The organism is Streptomyces sp. NBC_00829 (genome assembly GCF_045161795.1).
GTDB lineage: Bacteria > Actinomycetota > Actinomycetes > Streptomycetales > Streptomycetaceae > Streptomyces.
In genome coordinates this window covers 3,746,555-3,764,313 of the sequence record NZ_CP108867.1, presented here as the reverse complement: position 1 = coordinate 3,764,313, position 17,759 = coordinate 3,746,555, and the positions used below count along the sequence as shown (strand labels likewise).

Sequence of the window (17,759 nt, the reverse complement as noted above, 5' to 3'; positions counted from 1 at the left end):
GGGTTGACCTGCGCGTAACGGGCGTTTCGTAGCGTCGGGGGAGCGATTGGATTCGGCGAGAGGACCCCTGGTGGCCGCACGAGACCCGGGCCCCGCGGCTGCGCGGGTGCGGACGGTCTGCTCGTACTGCGGGGTCGGCTGCGGCATGGTCCTCGACATCGGGACGGGTCCCGACGGCCGCCGCACGGTCCTCAGGGCATCGGGCGACAAGGCACACCCCGCCAACTTCGGCCGCCTGTGCACCAAGGGCGCGACGACGGCCGACATGCTCTCCGCACCGGGGCGGCTGACCTCGGCGCTGGTGCGCGCCGAGCGGGGCGCCGAACCCGAGCCCTCCGGTGTGGACGAGGCGATCGAGGCCACCGCGCGGCGGCTGCGGGCGATCCTCGACGAGCACGGCCCCGACGCGATCGCGCTCTATGTGTCCGGGCAGATGAGTCTGGAGGCTCAGTACCTGGCCAACAAGCTCGCCAAGGGCTTCGTCCGCACCCATCAGATCGAGTCCAACTCCCGTCTGTGCATGGCGAGCGCGGGCACCGGCTACAAGCTCTCCCTCGGCGCCGACGGCCCGCCCGGCTCCTACCAGGACTTCGAGAAGGCGGACGTCTTCTTCGTCATCGGCTCCAACATGGCGGACTGCCACCCCATCCTCTTCCTGCGGCTGATGGACCGGGTGAAGGCGGGGGCCAAACTGATCGTCGTCGACCCGAGGCGCAGCGCCACCGCCGACAAGGCCGGTCTTTTCCTCCAGATCAGGCCCGGAACCGACCTCGCCCTGCTCAACGGCCTCCTGCACCTGCTGGTGGAGAACGGGCACACCGACCCCGCATTCATCGCGGAGCGCACCGAGGGCTGGGAGGCGATGCCGGAGTTCCTGGCGGACTACGCGCCCGCCGCGGTCTCCGGGATCACGGGCATCCCGGAGGCGGACATCCGCACGGCGGCCCGCTGGATCGGCGAGGCGGGGGAGTGGATGAGCTGCTGGACCATGGGCCTCAACCAGTCCACCCACGGCACCTGGAACACCAACTCCCTGATCAACCTCCACCTGGCGACGGGCGCGATATGCCGGCCGGGCAGCGGCCCCTTCTCCCTCACCGGCCAGCCCAACGCCATGGGAGGCCGCGAAATGGGCTACATGGGCCCGGGTCTGCCCGGACAGCGTTCGGTGCTGGTGGACGAGGACCGCGCGTTCGCCGAAGAGCTGTGGGATCTGGAGCCCGGCTCCCTGCGCAAGGACGGATCCGGTCAGGGCACCGTCGAGATGTTCCAGCGCATGGCGGACGGTGACATCAAGGCCTGCTGGATCATCTGCACCAACCCCGTCGCCTCCGTCGCCAACCGCAGGACGGTGCTCGAGGGGCTGGAGGCGGCGGAGTTCGTCATCGTCCAGGACGTCTTCGCGGACACCGAGACCAACGCGTACGCCGATGTCGTCCTGCCGGGGGCCCTGTGGACGGAGACCGAGGGCGTACTGATCAACAGCGAGCGCAATCTCACCCTCGCCCAGCCGGCGGTGGACCCGCCCGGCGAGGCGACGGCCGACTGGCGGATCATCGCCCGGGTCGCCAGTGCGATGGGGTACGAGGAGGCTTTCGCGTACGAGAGCGCCGAGGACGTCTTCGAGGAGATCAAGCGCGCCTGGAACCCGAAGACCGGCTACGACCTGCGGGGTGTGACCTACGAGCGGTTGCGCGCCACACCCGTCCAGTGGCCCGCCCCGACCGCCGCGGGACCGGACCGCAATCCGATCCGGTACGTGGCCGAGGACGGCGGCCCGGTGTTCCCGACGGCGAGCGGGCGCGCGGTGTTCTTCGCCCGCCCGCATCTTCCTGCCGCCGAACTGCCCGACGACGACTTTCCGTTCGCCCTCAACACCGGGCGGCTCCAGCATCAGTGGCACACCCTCACCAAGACCGGGAAGGTCGCCAAGCTCAACAAGCTGAACCCGGCGCCCTTCGTCGAGGTGCATCCGCAGGACGCGGCCGGGCTCGGCATCGCCGAGGGCGACTCGGTGGAGGTCGCCTCGCGCCGGGGGCGAGCCGTGCTGCCCGCGGTGGTGACGGACCGGGTCAGGCCGGGTTGCTGCTTCGCGCCGTTCCACTGGAACGACCTGTTCGGCGAATATCTGAGCATCAACGCGGTGACGAACGACGCGGTCGATCCGGTCTCGTTCCAGCCGGAGTTCAAGGTGTGCGCGGTGTCGCTGGCCAAGGTCGCCGCCCCGGTGGCGCCCCTGCCGGATCCCGCCGCCGGCTCATCGGAATCCGCGGCACTCCCCGCGGCCCTCCCCGCAGGCGAACGGTCCGCGGCCGAACCGGCGGCGGTCGAACCCGGCCCGGTTGCCGCCGTGTTCGGGCTGGAGAGCACGCCCCCGCCCGTGCTGGCCGAGCACGAGCGCCAGTACCTGCTCGGCTTCCTCGCGGGCCTGGAATCGGGTGTCCCCGGCGTGCCCGTCCTGCCGGCGGGCGCACCCTTCACCGACGAACACGCCCGCTGGGTCAACGGTGTGCTCGCCGGCCTGTACTCCCGCGCCCCGCAGCCGACCCCCGGGCCGGCGGCCCCGGCCACGCGCCCCGGCCGGGAAGTGGTCGTGCTGTGGGCTTCGCAGACCGGCAACGCCGAGGAGTTCGCCACGGCTGCCACCGAGCGCCTCGCGGCGGCCGGGCACAGGGCGGCGCTCATGGGGATGGACGTCACCGACCCCCGTTCCCTTCCGCCCTCCGCCGACCTGCTCCTGATCACCAGCACCTTCGGTGACGGCGACGCACCCGACAACGGCTCCGGTTTCTGGGACGCTCTCACCGCCCCCGACCTGCCCCGTCTGGACGGCCGCCGCTACGCCGTCCTTGCCCTCGGCGACTCCAGCTACGACGACTTCTGCGGTCACGGCCGCCGCCTCGACCAGCGACTGGACGAGCTCGGGGCCGTGCGTCTGGTCCCGCGCACGGACTGCGAGCCGGACTACGAACCCTCCGCCGACGCCTGGCTCGACCAGGTCCTCACCAACCTCACCGGGCAGCCGCCCACCGGCCCGGCCGGGGCTCCCCCGTCCGTACCGACACCCGGGCCGGTGGCCGTACGGACCCCCAAGCCGGCTCCCACGCCCGCCCGGCTGACCGGCAACCGGCTCCTCAGCCTCCCCGGAGCGGGCAAAGAGGTACGCCGGTTCACCTTCGACACCGGCGACAGCGGGGCCCCGCTCGTCTACCAGGCGGGCGACGCCCTTGGTGTGCACCCCGTCAACTGCCCCGACCTCGTGGCCGAATGGCTGGCCGTCACCGGCCTCGACGCCGGTGCGGACACCGACGTCGCCGGCCTCGGCGCCGTACCCCTCGGCGAGGCCCTGCACCAGCACCTGGACATCACCCGGCTCACCCCCTCGCTGCTGGGGTTCATCGCCGAACGCACCGGCGACCGCGACCTCAAGAAGCTGCTGCGCCCCGACAACAAGGGCGAGCTGGCCCGGTGGTCCTGGGGCCGGCCGGCGGTGGACGTCATCGCCGAGTACCCCGTCCGAGCCCCCGCGCAGGACTGGGCCGACGTCCTCAAACGCCTCCAGCCCCGGCTGTACTCGATATCGTCCAGCCCCCTCGCCGACCCGCATCAGGTCTCCCTGACGGTCTCCGTCGTCCGCTACGAGAGCGTCCACGGCCGGGTCCGCAAGGGTGTCTGCTCGCCGTTCCTCGCGGACGCGGCCCCCGACGCCCCGGTCCCCGTCTTCGTCCAGCGCTCCGCGCACTTCCGGCCGCCGGCCGACCCGGCGACCCCCATGGTGATGGTCGGCCCCGGCACCGGGGTCGCGCCGTTCATCGGCTTCCTCGACGAGCGCCGCGCCCGCGGCCATCACGGCCCCAACTGGCTCTTCTTCGGCGAACAGCACCGCGCCACGGACTTCTACTACGAGGACGAACTCTCCGCGTTCCTGACGGACGGCACGCTCAGCCGGCTCGACACGGCCTTCTCCCGCGACCAGCGGGCCAAGGTCTATGTCCAGGACCGGCTGCGCGAGCGCGGGCCGCAGCTGTGGGCCTGGCTCCGGGACGGCGCCCACTTCTACGTCTGCGGCGATGCGGCGCGGATGGCCAAGGACGTCGACCGGGCGCTGCGCGACATCGCCGTCGTGCACGGCGGCCTCGACGAGGACGCGGCCGACGTGTTCGTGAAACAGCTCGCCGCCGACAAGCGCTATGTCCGTGACGTCTACTGATCCCTCGAGTGAGGGGAGTTCGGCCCGCGCGCTCACAGGGGCACGACGGTCGCCTCGGTCGCCTTGACGCTGATCCACACCGGCGTCCCGTCGGCCAGGGCGAGGTCGGCGGCGGCCTGAGGAGTGATCTCGGCGACGAGGTCCGGTGCGTGTGCGGAGGTGATCAGCAGACGCAGCCGGCTGCCGCTGGTGGTGATCTCGCGTACGGTGCCCGGCCAGACGTTGCGGGGGCTGCCGGACGGCCTGTCGCGATGTACGGAGACGGCCTCTGGGGCGATGATCGCGAGCGCGTCGGTACCGGTGGGGAGGGGTTCGGCGACGACCAGGACCCCGCCGTCGGCGAGGGCGAGACCGTCGGCGGTGGCGGTGCCGGGCCAGGCGTTGCGGCCGAGCATTCTGGCCACCCATGGTGAGCGGGGGTGCCGGGTGACCTCGGCGGGAGGGGCGTCCTGGAGGGCGCGGCCCTCGTCCAGTACGAGCACACGGTCGGCGAGCGACACGGCCTCCACGGGGTCGTGCGTGACGATCAGGCAGACGCCGCCGAAGCCGTCCAGGTGGGTGCGCAGGGTGTGACGCACGCGCGCGCGGGTGGTCTGGTCGAGGGCGGCGAGCGGTTCGTCGAGGAGCAGCAGGCGGGGGCGGGCGGCCAGCGCGCGGGCCAGGGCGACGCGCTGGGCCTGGCCGCCGGAGACCTGGGCGGGCCGGCGGCGTGCGAGATGGCCGACGCCGAGCCGGTCGAGCCACCGCTGGGCCTCGCGGCGGGCCTCGGCGCGTGGGACGCCATGGGCGCGCAGGCCGTACGCGGTGTTGCTCAGTGTGCTCAAGTGAGGGAAGAGGGCACCGTCCTGGGGCACCCAGGCGACGTGCCGCTTGTGCGGCGGGAGGGCGGTGACGTCGGTGTCGCCGAGGCGGAGCTCGGCGACGGCGCGGGGGGTGAGGCCGAGGAGGGCCCGCAGAAGCGTGGTCTTGCCCGCGCCGTTGGGGCCGACGACGGCGATGGTGGTCCCCGGTTCGGCGTGCAGCGTCAGCCGGGCGAAACCGGTGACCTCCGCGTGCAGGGACCACAGCTCCTGCGGTGCCGGAAGCCCGTCGGCCACCGGCGGCACCGGGGGAGTCGTTGCCGGACCGGCGTCGTCCACCATGGGCTCGGGTTCGTACGAGCGGTCGCTCGGTGTGCCCGTCCATCGCCCCCGCAGCGCGATCAGCACGATCATGGCGATGGCGAGCAGCAGCAGCGACACGGATGTCGCTGCCTCCGGGTCGTCCTGGAGCAGGAGATAGACCTGGAGGGGCAGGGTCTGTGTGGTGCCGGGAAGGTTGCCGGCGAAGGTGATGGTGGCGCCGAACTCGCCCAGGGCCCGTGCCCAGGTGAGCGCCGCCCCGGCGATGAGTCCGGGGGCGACCATGGGCAGGGTGACGGTGAAGAACACCCGTAGCGGAGATGCGCCGAGGGACGCCGCGGTCTCCTCGTAGCGGGGGCGGAGTCCGCCCAGCGCGCCTTCGAGGCTGATGACGAGGAACGGCATCGCCACAAAGGTCGCCGCGAGGACCGCGCCCGAGGTGTGGAAGGGCAGGGTGATGCCGAAGGTGCCCTCCAGCCAGGGCCCCAGCAGTCCGCGGCGGCCGAACCCGAGGAGCAGCGCCACACCTCCGACGGTGGGCGGGAGCACCATCGGCAGCAGGACGAGGGAGCGCACCAGCGCCTTGCCGGGGAAGGAGACGCGGGCCAGCAGCCATGCCAGCGGCACCCCGAGGACGAGGGAGAGCCCGAGTGCCCAGAGCGAGACGAGGAGCGACAGCTTCAGCGCTTCGGTGGTCCCGGGCGATGTCAGATGGTCGCCCACGTCCCCCCAACTGGTGCGGACGAGGATCCCGATGAGCGGCAGCATCAGGAACGCGACGGCCAGCAGCGCGGGGATGGCCAGGGCGATCGGGGTCCGGGAGCCCGGGGCGCGAGTGCGGAGACGTTTCATCGGTGATCCCTGGCCTCGCTCGGGGTGATGGGTGAGGTGAGGGGCTGCCCGTTCCCCCGGAACGGGCAGCCCCTCACCTCGGTCGGCGGGACGACGGTCGCTGTGGCGGTCGCTGTGGTGCCTGTGCGAGGGATCAGGCGCGGTCGATGTGCACGCTGGTCGACTTCACGCGGGCGGTGGCCTGCATACCGACTTCGAGTCCCAGCTCCTCGACCGCTTCCCGGGTCAGCAGGGAGACCAGCCGGTGCGGCCCGGCCTGGATCTCGACCTGGGCCGCGACGTCGCCGAGCTTGACCGCGGTGACGATGCCGGGGAAGGCGTTGCGGGCCGAGGTGTACGAGGCGTCCTCCTCGCCGCTGCCGCTCTGGGCGACCTCGACCGAGAACGCGGCCAGATCGCGGCCGTCGATGAGGCGTCGGCCGCTTTCGTCGCGATGGGTCGCGACCTTGCCGGCGTCCGCCCAGCGGCGCGCGGTGTCGGGGCTGACGCCGAGCAGACGTGCTGCCTGTCCGATGGTGTAGGACTGCATGCCCGACACGTTAGGACGGCTTGCCTCGCATCTGCAATTCTCTGGGCGTTTGTCCATGGCAGATGCCACCCCTCGTGGAGGAAGGGGGCAGACGGGGTGGGGACGGCCCCGGGCGCTCTCCCGTGGGGGCTACGCCGTTGCCCCTGGTTTGCCAGGCGACGCGCGGGCAAGCCCTGGTGCCTGCGACCTGTGCCCGGACGGCTCCGGAGAGTGCGACTAGAGTACGGGGGCATAGAGGAGGAAATCATGGCATTCCGGTCCGAAAGGGAGGCGTTCCTTCATGAGCCTGAGCATCCGCAACCAGATCCACGGAACCGTCACCGCCGCCGTCCCTGGTGAGGTCATGGCCGCAGTCAAGGTCCGTCTCGACGGCGGCCAGGACGTCACCGCCGCGATCACGCTCGAAGCCGTCAAGGAACTGGGCATCGCCGAAGGCTCCGCCGTACGCATCCTGGTGAAGTCCACCGAGGTGGCGCTCTCCACAGGTCCGGTGGAGGGGCTGAGCATCCGCAATCAGATCCCCGGCACGGTCACGGAGGTCACCACCGGTGCAGCCATGGCCAGCGTCAAGGTCAATGTCGCGGGCGGCGAACTCACCGCCGCGATCACCAAGGACGCCGTGACCGACCTTGCCCTCGCCGCGGGCTCCTCGGTCGTCGCGCTCATCAAGTCCACCGAGATCTCCCTCGCCAACGCCTGAGGCACCGGCGCGGTCCAGCGCGCCGTCTCCTACTACCGCGTGACCGCGCTCGACGCGGCGGGCAACGAGTCCGCGGGTTCCAGTGCCGTCAGCGGCGCGGCCAAGGACCTCACCCCGCCGTCCGCGGTCACCGGACTGGCCGTCACCCCGACCAAGTACGGGAGAAGGTCTGCTTCGTCCACGAGGTGGAGTGGCTGTCGGCCGACACCACCTCGTACGCGTACGCCACGCGCCCGGACGGCGACGAGCGCTGCATGTTCATCGACGCCGTCGACGACGAAGGGAACTCCCACTACAAGTGGACGCGTTCGCCCGAGATCGTGGTCGCGACGGAGCTCGACACGACGCCGAGCGTGGCGACGCCCGAGGGTTCGCCGCTCTCCGTCGACGTGCGGTCCGCGGAGGGCGACGAGGGCAACCAGGTGATGTGGCGGGGGCTCGGCAAGAACTCCCCCGAGGCGGCGGGCGGTTACCACGTCCACCGCTGGAGCCCGGCCACCAAGGCCTACGAGAAAATCGCCGACCTCGGCAGCGACGCCTTCCGGTACTTCGACACCGGCGCCGAGCGCGGTACCACGTCCTACTACTGGGTGACGGCGGTGGCCGCGGACGGCACCGAGTCCCTCCCGGCGGACGGCTGGGCGGTCACCGCACCGGCACGGTGACCTGAACCACGCGGCAGTGGCCGGGGGTGATCCACGACGCTGCGTCTGATCCACCTCCCGGCCCCTTCCGCGTGGGCGTCACCCCGGCTGCTACCGGCGTCCGCCGTCCCGCTTCAGCTTCGGCCGCCACGCCACCAGGCATTCGCCTGCTGAACCACGAACTCTTCGCCCGAACGCGATCAGACACCCACGTCCACCCACGGGCGCGGCTGCTCCGCGCCACTCCGGGAATCTACGACAACGCTGTCGGGCGCCGTGGTGGTGGCACCGCTCGGAGAAGATCCCACAGTGGCCGTCCGCTGGCGGCCCATTCTCCGAGCAGGTTGCGGTCTACGAGGTGGAGCTTTTGCGACGTGGCCAGCGGGGGACAGCCGGAGGTGAAGCGACCGTTCGTCACGAGGACCACAACGTCTGCACCGTGGAGCTGGCGCGCGGTGCCGTTGAGGACATGCAGGTCCGGGGTTCCCACCGGTGATCCGGCCAGGCCGTTTCGGCGGTGCTTGCACTGGATGACCCAACGCCGCCCGAAGGGGTCGGTCGCCTTCACATCCGCTCCGTTGTCGCCTGCCCCGCCCACCTGCACCGCATCAGCGCAGCCGTCCCGCTTCATCAGGTCCCGTATGGCGTGCTCGAATTCCCGATGATGAAGCGCGTCCAGCTGACTCATCGCGTACCGCAGGCCGCGAGCGCGGACCTGCTCCCACCGCGCCCGCTGCTGGCGCTGGTACAACCATCCGCCCACCACGGCCGCGCCGAGGACGAGAGCCACCAGGAACACCCAGGGGTGGTCGTCGATCCACTTGACGACTGCGACGAACAGCGCGATGGCCGCGACAGTAACCAGGCCGTAGGCGATGGCCTGTGCCTCTATCTGCTGCTGTCGCCTGCTCCTACGGGACGTGCGCCGCCGCGCTGGCGGCCGACGGCGGGTCACCGCCCGTTCCCGCTGGTTTCGAACCGGATCGGGTACGACACGGACGGCCGTGGCACGGGCTTCCGCTCCACCTCGGGGAAGCGGATCGGGTATGTCACCGACTTCTGTGGACGAGGCTTCACCGCCCGGCCCTTGTCCGCGAACGTGATCGGATGAGTAGCTGCCTTCTGCGGCCTGGGCGCCTGGCCGCTTCCCGTGCCGGTGCTGATGTTGCCGTTGCCGTTGCCGTTGCCGTTGCCTATGCCGACGATCGCGACAGCGGCCACGGCTAATATCGCCATCTCGTGGCGCGCTCCCGCTGCCCATCGATGGTGCCGGCGAACCACTGTTCCGTCGGCTTTCACGTACTTCTCGATGTACGGCATTGCTGCCTCCCCCTCGTGGTCTGTTCACCGAACTGCCCATGAAAGCAGGAGGTACTGACACTCGGTCAGAGTGCGATCACCTCAGGTGATACGGGTGGTGCGCCTGCGGCAGGAGAGGCCGCCTGGGTCGCAGGACTCCCTCAGTTCGAGCGACTCGGCACTGGAGATTGTCACGTCCTTGCACTGCCGCGAGAGTGACGGACTGCCGTCGCGATCACTGCTGAGTAAGCCTGGCGCCGTTCGCGGACGGGTCCTTGCTGGTCAAAGGCGTGCAACAGCGCTGAGCCGGTCGGCGCTTGCCTACGGCGATATCAGGTTGGATGCTCGGATGGAACGTGTCGAGGCCGAGCTGTTCACGGACGGTGGCAACAACGCTGTGGTGCGCCTGCCCGGCCGCCGGTTTCCCGGTGTACTGATCCAGGGCGACTCTCTCGCCATCCTCCGCGGCGACGTTGCCGAAGCGGTGGAAGCCTTCGACCAGGGCGACGTGGCAGGGGCCCGGGAATCCGCCGGCCCTCTGCTGGCCGACCTCGACGCGCTGTTGACGCGCTACACCGATGCGCTGGAAGCGCACGAGATCCCACGACCGTACTGAGGCCGCCAAGACCTGAGCTTGGGAATCACTGGGCGAATCGCCACGATGGAACTGCTGACCTGCGCCAAGCACCTTCCAGCCGGACGACAAGGAGGCGTCGCCGTGACGAGGTTGACCCTTGTTCTTCCCTAGCCTCGATCTTTGAGCGTACGCAGTGGAGCGGGTGACGGTGCTGCCTCCCAGGGCTTCAAGATCAACGCACTTCCCCATTGGCCCATCTCGGTCACACCCCTTGCTGGGGGTCCTCGTTGTCCCTGTCCGGGGAGATCTGGCGGGCATTGGGGGCCGGTTCACCGGCCAAGCGCCGCTGGAGGTCGACGTGGCGGAACTGGTACAGGCCGGCGACTTGCCGCAGCACCCCCCGCCGCTCGTGGGCGTCGGAGAGAAAGCTCATCAGGTCACGGGGCAATCCGCATCTGAGCGTCAGATACCAGCGCGTGACCGTGAAGGGTAGCCATGCAGATCGATACGGCATACCTGCGGCGATGTAAATAATGGCCACCACAAGCCCCACTGTTACACCACTAATCGCCCCCTTCACCGCAGCCTCGGCGAGGTCTCCGGAGAGCCTGTTCCAGACCGCCTGTCCGGCACCTGTGGTGATCGTGCCCGCCGCCACGGCCGCGAAGACGCCCTGCAAGAAGGATCGACGGTCACGGGCCAAAAGGCTGGCCGGATGTCCCGCTTTCGTCACGTCGGCTGCAGCCGGTCGCACGCCCCCGAGAATTACGCCCCCGATCGCGATCGGAAAACCGACAGCAATCCCAAAGGAGACGCCGACAGCGGTGGCAACGGCAATGCCAGCGGCGAACCCAGTCGCGGCACCGAGAAGAGCCGTCCTGCTGGCCACGGACCATCCCAGGGTGCTCAACGGGGCGGGTTCCCGAGACCAGATCCGGGACGTGCCCGGCAGGAGGCCCCGAGCGGCGATCACGCCGGCGGTGCCGATGGCGAACACCACGGCCAAGGTGAACCCTGCGGACCCCATAGCGACAATGCCCGCGGCCATGTCTGTCCATGAGCCGCCGGTGATCCTGCTGACCAGTCCGTACATGACGCCGCCGACGCACGCACCAACCACGCTGACGGGGATCACGACGGTCATGGCAGCGATGGTCCACACGCACAGGGCAGTCGGTCCTCGGGGCAAGACAAGCGGTAATCGCCACCAGGCCAGATCGGGTGTCCCGCGTAGATCGTCATCTAGATGGCGGGCGAGAAACGTCAGCGCCCGCTTGGCCTGATCGACCGGGAAAGGCAAGGCCGCGCCTGGGACAATCGGCCGATACGCGGCTGGAACGAAGGCGTCGAACAAATGGCGCTCGAGCGCCGCCTGATCGGGAAAGCGAACGGGATCGCAGAGAGCGGCGGGATCGGGCACCACCACGTCGGGATCGGTGCCCGGACGAGGGTTGTAGATGGTCCGGGCCAGAAACAGCATGAGAGGCGTGCGCAGGGTCAGCCCCACCGGCGAATCAGCACCCAACTGTCGGACAACCGGCTCCCAGCGGCTGAGCGCGGAGGCATCACCGCCGGCATCCCGCACGAGATAGGAGGCGATAGCAGCAGCATCGAGCGGCTGCAGTTCGATACCCGCCGCCCCAGCGAGCTTGATCGAAATAAGCCCGTCGGAAGCTGCGGCTTCCCGGTACTCACGCGTGCGGCACGAGACGATCACGCCCTGCCCGGGCGTGAGCGAACCGTTGATGGCATCGAGCGCGACCGACCGCGATGGGGCGGGCAACTCATCAAGCCCGTCGAGGATCGGGAGGATCATGCGCTGATCCAAAAGCGCACGAGCGCGAGTCACCGAGCCGCGGCGCCCCGGCGCGGATATCGGCTGCTCCAGCCCCGGATAGTCACGGACCAGGCAGGCGGTCATCCACTCGTACAGCCCCTGGCCGAACGGATTCCACGAAGCCAGGGAAAAGATGACCGGCACCGGCCAACCGGCCTCACCGGCGCGCAAGTCGATCAGCCTCTCAGCCAACTTGACCAGCAGTATGGTCTTGCCGGCGCCCGGCTCGCCGAGCACCACCAATCGCCGGGTCGGCACGCGTGTGGTGAAGACCTCAAGGATCTGTGACCAGTCACCACTCAGACCGTCCGACCCGTGCGTCCACCGGGCCGGGTCGGAAGCCGGTCCCTCGGGCCACGCCCGAGCGATGGACGTGAGCAGCGGCCAAGCCTCAACCAGGTGACTGGGGGCAGGCCGCCACGAAACAGCGAGCGCATAGGGATCGTTGAGTCGCCGCAGGCGCGCCTCGTCCTGCCACTGCGCTCTCACTGCGCGAGAGAGGTCATCCGCGATGGGCACGAGGTCCTGTCCGCTGCCCGCTACCGAGTGATCCGCGCGGAACGTGGCCCAGGCCAGATAGAGGCCTGGCGCCGCAGGCAGCATGGTCGCAGCAGTCGCGGCCACTCCCAAGTGGAAGTGGTGCGCAAGAAACACGGCCCCGCTACTGCCGAAGATCGTCAACGCCAAATAGAACAGCCCGACATAGCCGCGCGCGTCCCGACCCCCAGTCGCCATGCAGATCATCCTGGCGCGCACCAAAGCCCTGTCGCACCGGAACTGCCGGTCGTTCATCAAGACCATCCACAATCTCCCAGAAGCTCCTCATCACCTCAGACAAGGGCAACGCTCTTCCGTCGTCACCGCGTACCACGTCCTCGCCGGCGTCCCGTTCGTGCTTCCAGGGCCAACCCGAACCGCAGGCGGCCTCCCTGCTCCAACCACGCGCGGGTTCCGCCCCGTTCGCGTCCAGGAATCCGCGAACCAGCAAGCGCAAGCGACTCATGGTCGGGCTGACCGAGCAGTGGGAGGCAACGCTCGACGCCCGGCTGGCCCCATGTTCGACGTCGCCAGTGCGCGTGGTGTCGTTTGCGAGCCGGAAACGGGGGCGCCATCGGGTGTGCGGTCCTCGGCCTGGTCGGACACGTGCACTCGATTTTCCGTCAGGTACGTTGGGAAGCAAGGAGCCCCCGCCGCCAAAATGTGGAGGGGGCTCTGGGTGTTGCCGGTGGATCAGATGGAGGCCGGGGCCTTCTTGTACCAGTCCGTGATCACCTTGGTCAGGTGCACAACGTTCTGCTGACGCATGATCGGGGCGGAGGCGTTCGGCTCGAAGTCCTCGTTCGCGGTCGTAGTACGCCAGATGCTGTCCTCGGTGACAGGGGCGGTCATGTGCCGGTTGAGCCGCTTGAAGAACTCCTGGATGTCACCGTCTTCGGCGCCGTCCTCCCGCAGGTTGCGGTAGACGCCGCCCAGGACGCGGAGCATGCCCACCGAGCCCAGGAGCGAGGACTCGCGCAGCCTCATGGCCTTGGTGGGGGGCGCCGGCGGCTCGTTCTTCTTTTTCTCGGAGAGCGAGGGGTCGTAGTTGTCCACGTCCTCCTCGGTGATCTCCGCGAGCGCGGTGAAAGCGATGGAGATGACATCCAAGAAGCTGCGGACGCTCTCGATGACCTCGTTGTCGGTCAGTGACTCGACCTTCTTGCTGACGCGGCCACCGGGACCGGCGATGACGGCCCTCGTGATGTCAGCGACGTGCTTCGCGCCCATCAGGTTGCGGTTGGTCAGGGTCATCCGGTCCCGCTCGATGTCGACCTTGCCGAGGAAGAGGGGGTGGGTGACGATGTCGCTGAGCGTGCGGTTGGCGATGCGTGAGGTGTCGAAGCGGGCCCGGACGGCACCGGAGATGCCCTTGGCGTTGTCCGCGACGTCGACGAACATCTGCTGGCCCATGACACCGTCGCGCTCCACGTAGATGTCGATGCCGACGAACTCGTCCTTGAGACGCTGCATTCGGCCGATCAGGGCCTCGCGGTCCTGCTCCAGCCTTGCCTTCTTAGCCTCGTTGGCGCGGTGGATCTCCCGGTCGATGCGGGAGACCTCGTCCGTGATGCGCTTCTTTTCCAGGTGCACCCCGAGGATGCGGTGCTGGCCGTCGATCGTGATCAGGCGCCCGATGCCGCCGATGGACCACGGGACGGTGAGGTAACCGACCGAACCGTCTTCGCTGATCGGCTCGAAGCGGCAGCCGCCGGTGTCGCGGATGAGGAGGGCCGGAGCCACCCAGCCGGGGTTGTCGGCGAGGTACTGGCCGAAGCCCTTGGCGTGGTTGATGTCCACCTTGCGGTTGTCCGGGTCCGGCTTGGCCGGGTCGGGGATGGTGAGGATGACCGAGAGGTCGGCGAGCGGGATGCGCGTCGTGTAGACGGTCCGGCCGCCCTGGCTGGTGCGGATCGCCAGATAGGTGGACTCCTCGCGCACGAGAGAGAGGCGCGACGAGTCGACAGTGATGCTCAAGGACAACTTCCTTCACCGGCAGGTGACTTGCTACACAACGCACTCAAGCACGGAAGGTAGCCACATATCTGACTAACCATCAAATTTTCCTCCTAATCAAGGGTTTAGGACACAACATGCGTACTCATCTGCTAATTGCAGAGGCGGCGACGCCCGGGTGCCTGCATCCCGCACGTCGGCCTCCGGCGTCATGACCTAAGCAAGGGGCACGCCGCGGTGATCACTGGCAAGGTCTGTCCCTTGGCGGGCGGCTCGGAGTCGTCCTGGTCGTGATTGGGGCGCGCGAGCACCGTCCTGCACACGCCCCATTCCGTGGACTCGGTCGTGAGCGGTCCCATCGGACTCAATGAGGTACACGCCGTCGTGCTGGGAGGGCAAGGCCAACTCGGCCGAGGTCCTGCTCGGCCGCCTGCGGGGAGAAGGCCCGAACTCGAGGCCGGGGCGTCGGGGCTCGCCTGGCACGTGGGTGGAGCGCGCCGTCGCGGCGAGGGGGACAAGAAGCAGCGGCGGGGTGACCACGCGACCGCTGGACGAGCTGATCCTGCCGTGAAGGGGCATTCGGGCGGTTTATCAGGCAAGGCCACCGAGCTTCGCCCATGCACCGTCCGTCGGCCGGCACGCCATACCGATGCGAGATCCGCACGCCCATCGAGGCGGCATGAGGCTACGCGTCCTTGTCAGCCGCAGGGCCTGCAGGTTGGTCCCGGGCATGGTGGCAGGAGAGGAAGGCGCCTGCACGGGCCGTTCGTGTCAGCAGCCGCTTCGCGCTGTAGTACGCAGTCGGGCGTGTGATCGACCGCCTCCGCATGATGGACCCGGTGCTGGCTGTGAGGGGGATGCTTTGGGAGCCGGATTCCGAATCCGGCTCCCCACCGGCTCCCAAGGAAGCCAGGAAACCAATCAGGGGCCCGACCCGCACTGCGGATCAGGCCCCTGACCTGGTACTTCACTGTCGGGGTGGCGGGATTTGAGAACTCTTCGTCCCAACCTATCGGCGGGGCGGTCGCTTTCTGGGGCTACTCGGGCGCATGGCGGGATGGGGCGGAAGCCGGGCCCGTTGTGGCTGGGCTGCGGTGGCGGCTGGGCTGGCGATGACTTGGCTCGCTGCCCGAACCTCGGTCGGGGAGCGAGCGCAGCGAGCACTTGATGACGTAGGGAGACTCTGTCCGCGCTCCGACTCAACTCGGGCGACTCATTCGGATCATCGGATCGTTGGTCTGTTGTGGGATTGAGCGGTGCGCAATGAACACGGATTGAGTTGTTGTCGGATCGCCGCCGAGGAGGCGTGGGCAGTGGCGTGATCACCGGCTGCTCAATTGATGCGATCGTGTGGCGGTTTCGGACCGGTACGCGGTGGTCAAGGGACAGAACCGTGACCGGCCCCGGCACCTCAACCGGTCGGTGATCCTCAGCCGGGCGTGATCACTTCCTGACGCGTGAGGTCCTGTAGAGATCGGCGGTCAGCTCCGCCAGCTCCGGCAGGGAGATGCGGGAGTGTTCCGTGGCGGCCACCGTGCTGTGGTCGGCCCAGACGCAGAAAGCGCGGGGAGTCTCGTTCTCACCGTTGCCGTACACGGCATTCCGGCACGTCATCACGGCGCCGTCGTAGCCGTCCAGGTCGAACTCCTTCTCCTGTCCGACCCACTTGATGCCGTGGAAGGGGATCTGCTCGCCTTTACCGGCCGACCGCAGGAAGCGGGCGACCGCCTTTTCCGGGGCGTGGATCTCACCCCACAGTCCTCTGAAGGTCAGCTGCTTGCCTCCCGTCGTCCCGTTGGACCGCCATCCGCCCACCGCGTATTCCGCACCCGTACCGGACGCGTTGCGGACGATCCTGTCGGCGTCCCGTGGTGTGATGCCGGTGCCCTTCACCTCTGTCTCGCCCTGGACGCAGTCCGCGTCGGAGGGTTCGCCCGCACAGTCCACGATCCCCACGTAACTCAGGTCGTTGCCCAGGACTACGTAGTCATCGACCGACCGTGGCGGATCCAGCTTGTACCCCCGGGTGTCGGCCGCGGGGGACGTCATGGTGTACACCCCGCCCGCAAGCACAGCGAGCGCCGCCGCGCCCACCACGATCAGACCCGTCTTCCGCCGTCAGACCCGTCTTCCGCCGTGCGGCATGCATGAACCGTCCTCCCCTTCGTCGGCACATGTGCTCCGACCAACGGAAGCGGAGAATGGTTGCCCCCGGGAACCCAATCAACCAGCACGGGTGAGCGTGTCCAGGTGGTCCAAGTACTCGCGGCCCACTGCTTCGTTGGCGTAGTCGCGGTTGACGATCGCGGCCAGTTCTCGGCTGACCATGAGGAGTGAAGGCAAGGACTGCCGATCACCCTTGAGCGCCCATTCGCCATAGTTCACGGCCTGATCTAGGTCGCCCTGCCGGGCCGCGACCACTCCGAGAGTGATGCGGGCTTCAGCCATTCTCATGGGTGTCCGCGCGCTCCGTCGAAGTCGGTCCCCGCCCGGATGACCTCGTGGGCAAGGTTCTCTGCGAAGCGGTCTTCCGAGCAGTCGGTAGCAGTCCATCGCGTAGAAGCCGAACTTCGCCGGGTCCACGACGAAGTGGTGATCAAGGTTCTCGGGTACGGCATTCCTTCGAGCAGCTTTCCGCCACGATCGAGCGCCACCTCAGTCTGCCGAGGTCACCGAGTCGGGCCCAACCCTTGGCTTCCTGTGCTGCGGGCTGAACGGCTACGCCCTGGCTTGGTGCGACACCAGTCCCTGCCTGGGATGGCGGCCAGGATGCCGCGGTAGTTGCCTGTAGTGAGAGCGAACCATGCGCGCATCTCGTGGGCCCAACCGGTGATCTCCGAGTTGTCTGCCTCCCGAGCCAGGGGCAGTGCCGCTCGCCTCGTGCTCTCTGTGGCAGCTCGGTCGCCCATGTCGTACTCGACCCAGCCGATCAAGAGGGCCAGCCAGCCCGAGCGTGAGTACCTCACGGTGCTGGGCAAGAGTGAGCCGCTGCGACTGGAGACCGGCCACACGCTTGAGCCATTGACTCCCTTCCACTGCAAGCTGACCGCTCTGCAGGTGGGGGTACTCGGAGCACAGCCGATCGGTAGTGATCCGCAGGGCGTCCAGAGTGGCTGCCTGACCGCGCTGCCGCTCCGACGGGAGAAGGGAAGGACAAGCCGAAGAAGATGCCCGACGCCGACGATCAACAGGATTCGTAGCGGTTGCTGTACGCTGCTGTACAAACACTCAGAGGCCCTACCCGGATCCCCGGATAGGGCCTCTGACCTGTGTCGGGGTGGCGGGATTTGAACCCACGACCTCTTCGTCCCGAACGAAGCGCGCTGCCAAGCTGCGCTACACCCCGATGTCACCGGAGTCCCGGCGACATCGATTACTTTAGCCCACCCGCGCCGCTAGGCGAAATCCGGTTTTCGCGCGCACTCCGGCACCCCCGCGGCTCCGTTCCGGAGCCGCACCTCGACGGGCGCACCGACACCTTCCCGGCCGACTCCCGG

12 protein-coding genes and 1 tRNA gene are annotated in these 17,759 nt (G+C 68.8%); 4 read left to right on the top strand and 9 right to left on the bottom strand.

Annotated features, from left to right (window positions below):
* Positions 1-145: 145 nt before the first annotated feature.
* Positions 146-4,210 carry a molybdopterin-dependent oxidoreductase gene (locus tag OG293_RS16265; protein WP_406003614.1) on the top strand — a complete coding sequence of 1,355 codons (4,065 nt, stop codon included), beginning with the start codon at positions 146-148 and terminating at the stop codon, positions 4,208-4,210.
* 32 nt (positions 4,211-4,242) lie between these two features.
* Here the strand turns inward: OG293_RS16265 and OG293_RS16260 are convergent, their stop codons facing one another.
* Together OG293_RS16260 and OG293_RS16255 are read right to left on the bottom strand one after the other, a co-directional pair.
* A complete protein-coding gene (locus tag OG293_RS16260) occupies positions 4,243-6,183 on the bottom strand; it encodes an ABC transporter permease (protein ID WP_405999509.1) in 1,941 nt (646 codons plus the stop codon).
* Between the two features lie 133 nt (positions 6,184-6,316).
* A complete protein-coding gene (locus tag OG293_RS16255; protein WP_405999508.1) occupies positions 6,317-6,712 on the bottom strand; it encodes a molybdopterin-binding protein in 396 nt (131 codons plus the stop codon).
* Between the two features lie 280 nt (positions 6,713-6,992).
* Between OG293_RS16255 and OG293_RS16250 the strand changes: the two genes are divergently transcribed.
* Positions 6,993-7,412 carry a molybdopterin-binding protein gene (locus OG293_RS16250; protein ID WP_405999507.1) on the top strand — a complete coding sequence of 140 codons (420 nt, stop codon included), beginning with the start codon at positions 6,993-6,995 and terminating at the stop codon, positions 7,410-7,412.
* A 185-nt stretch (positions 7,413-7,597) separates the two neighbouring features.
* Positions 7,598-8,077: a hypothetical protein gene (locus OG293_RS16245; protein WP_405999506.1), complete on the top strand. Its 480-nt coding sequence runs from the start codon at positions 7,598-7,600 to the stop codon at positions 8,075-8,077.
* 232 nt (positions 8,078-8,309) lie between these two features.
* Here OG293_RS16245 and OG293_RS16240 read toward each other — a convergent pair whose 3' ends face one another.
* The gene (locus OG293_RS16240) at positions 8,310-9,011 is read right to left on the bottom strand and encodes a restriction endonuclease (RefSeq protein WP_405999505.1); all 702 of its coding nucleotides are present in this window, start codon (positions 9,009-9,011) and stop codon (positions 8,310-8,312) included.
* A complete protein-coding gene (locus OG293_RS16235; protein WP_405999504.1) occupies positions 9,008-9,376 on the bottom strand; it encodes a hypothetical protein in 369 nt (122 codons plus the stop codon). Before OG293_RS16235 ends, OG293_RS16240 begins: the two co-directional genes overlap by 4 nt.
* A gap of 328 nt (positions 9,377-9,704) precedes the next feature.
* Here OG293_RS16235 and OG293_RS16230 point away from each other — a divergent pair, with 328 nt between their 5' ends.
* On the top strand, positions 9,705-9,971 hold the full coding sequence (locus OG293_RS16230; protein WP_405999503.1) for a DUF6959 family protein: 267 nt from the start codon (positions 9,705-9,707) through the stop codon (positions 9,969-9,971).
* Positions 9,972-10,194: 223 nt separating this feature from the next.
* On the opposite strand, the gene OG293_RS16225 is transcribed toward OG293_RS16230, so the two are convergent.
* The 5 genes from OG293_RS16225 to OG293_RS16205 form a co-directional block, all read right to left on the bottom strand.
* The gene (locus tag OG293_RS16225; RefSeq protein ID WP_405999502.1) at positions 10,195-12,561 is read right to left on the bottom strand and encodes an NACHT domain-containing protein; all 2,367 of its coding nucleotides are present in this window, start codon (positions 12,559-12,561) and stop codon (positions 10,195-10,197) included.
* Positions 12,562-12,999: 438 nt separating this feature from the next.
* Positions 13,000-14,283, bottom strand: a complete 1,284-nt coding sequence (locus tag OG293_RS16220; protein WP_405999501.1) for a DNA sulfur modification protein DndB — start codon at positions 14,281-14,283, stop codon at positions 13,000-13,002.
* Between the two features lie 1,422 nt (positions 14,284-15,705).
* On the bottom strand, positions 15,706-16,311 hold the full coding sequence (locus OG293_RS16215) for a hypothetical protein (protein ID WP_405999500.1): 606 nt from the start codon (positions 16,309-16,311) through the stop codon (positions 15,706-15,708).
* A gap of 174 nt (positions 16,312-16,485) precedes the next feature.
* A complete protein-coding gene (locus tag OG293_RS16210; RefSeq protein WP_405999499.1) occupies positions 16,486-16,710 on the bottom strand; it encodes a hypothetical protein in 225 nt (74 codons plus the stop codon).
* A gap of 824 nt (positions 16,711-17,534) precedes the next feature.
* A tRNA-Pro gene (locus tag OG293_RS16205) sits at positions 17,535-17,608 on the bottom strand.
* Between the last annotated feature and the right edge of the window lie 151 nt (positions 17,609-17,759).

What these genes read in the sequence shown, in the direction of transcription:
- OG293_RS16265 (WP_406003614.1), top strand. Translation starts at nt 146, where the DNA reads ATGGTCCTCGACATCGGGACGGGTCCCGACGGCCGCCGCACGGTCCTC.
- OG293_RS16260 (WP_405999509.1), bottom strand. Translation starts at nt 6,183, where the DNA reads ATGAAACGTCTCCGCACTCGCGCCCCGGGCTCCCGGACCCCGATCGCC.
- OG293_RS16255 (WP_405999508.1), bottom strand. Translation starts at nt 6,712, where the DNA reads ATGCAGTCCTACACCATCGGACAGGCAGCACGTCTGCTCGGCGTCAGC.
- OG293_RS16250 (WP_405999507.1), top strand. Translation starts at nt 6,993, where the DNA reads ATGAGCCTGAGCATCCGCAACCAGATCCACGGAACCGTCACCGCCGCC.
- OG293_RS16235 (WP_405999504.1), bottom strand. Translation starts at nt 9,376, where the DNA reads ATGCCGTACATCGAGAAGTACGTGAAAGCCGACGGAACAGTGGTTCGC.
- OG293_RS16230 (WP_405999503.1), top strand. Translation starts at nt 9,705, where the DNA reads ATGGAACGTGTCGAGGCCGAGCTGTTCACGGACGGTGGCAACAACGCT.
- OG293_RS16225 (WP_405999502.1), bottom strand. Translation starts at nt 12,561, where the DNA reads ATGAACGACCGGCAGTTCCGGTGCGACAGGGCTTTGGTGCGCGCCAGG.
- OG293_RS16215 (WP_405999500.1), bottom strand. Translation starts at nt 16,311, where the DNA reads ATGACGTCCCCCGCGGCCGACACCCGGGGGTACAAGCTGGATCCGCCA.
- OG293_RS16210 (WP_405999499.1), bottom strand. Translation starts at nt 16,710, where the DNA reads ATGGCTGAAGCCCGCATCACTCTCGGAGTGGTCGCGGCCCGGCAGGGC.